This is a genomic window from Mesorhizobium sp. WSM4844, from assembly GCF_055811775.1.
Genome location: NZ_JBVVQB010000152.1, coordinates 1 through 1053, shown reverse-complemented (window position 1 = coordinate 1053; position 1053 = coordinate 1). Strand labels below are relative to the sequence as shown.

Genomic DNA, 1053 nt, shown 5'->3' with positions numbered 1-1053 from the left:
CACACCAAGGCCAAGCCGATCATCTTCCTTCATCGTGGTGAACGTAGATCGCGGCATGAGGTGCTCGTCGATCGGACGGAACGAGCGGCTGCCCTCTACCCATATATCCGCCGAGCGAAGGCGCTCGCGCAATGCGGCGAGCGTGGCTATCTCATAGAGGCGGCGATCAGGCTTCTGCTGCCCAAAGATCAGTTTCCGATCGGTTGGACTGAGATGGCTGGCCGGAACACGCTCGGGCAGTGCACCCCGTCCCTCCGAATGAAGCCTTCGGAGCATCGCAATGGCTGTGAGCAAGGAGTCGTGGCGGCGCGCTGAACGGAACGCAAAGGTCGCCAGGAACGCCGACGCATATTTGATGACGCCTCTATGCTGCTCGGCCGCCAAGACCAGCGGGGATGCCTCATTTTCCTCGACCATTGCTGCAAGCTCCGGCTTCATCCGAAGCAGCCGGTGCCAACCGACCTTCTGGTCGACCACCTCAAGTGCGTCCTGACCCCTATCGTTGGCCGATTGCAGCGCCGATATCGTATCGAGGAAAAGACGCAGGGCCTTGGAGGTATCTGTCCGATGGTCCATGTGCCGCCGTTTCTTGCGGCTGTGCGCCTGGGAGAACAGCCGTCCGATCAGCTTGATGAACATCGTCACGGCGTCATCGGTTAGCCTCTCGCCGAGCTTGATCACCTGCGCGACGATCAGGGCGTGACGACGGCTCGCGTTGAAGTCGTTGGCCAGCCACGCCGGCGTGGAATTGCCCTCACGGACCATCTGGTCCCACCGCCCGGGAGCCACGCGCGCCCGTAAACCGGGATCGATTCCAAGCGTGCGCAGGAATGCAATCCGCTCGGTCAGTCCTATCAGATTTGAAGCCGCGGGCGCTTCCGGCGCCGACCGCAACCAATGGAAGCGGGTCTGACTGATCGCCGCATCAACCTCGAGCAGCTTGTCGAGCGCCTGCAGCTTCTCAGGGGCCAGACCTTCGATAAGCGCTTCCTCCGCGCGGCGGCGAGCTATGGCACGAGCCGCAAGACCCATTCGCTCGATGATCTCTGCCGC

General features: G+C 62.2%; 1 pseudogene. It reads right to left on the bottom strand.

Going from position 1 to position 1053, the window contains the following annotated elements:
- Positions 1-1053 (bottom strand): annotated as a pseudogene (locus AC0L2A_RS36190) (Tn3 family transposase); the annotation flags it as partial.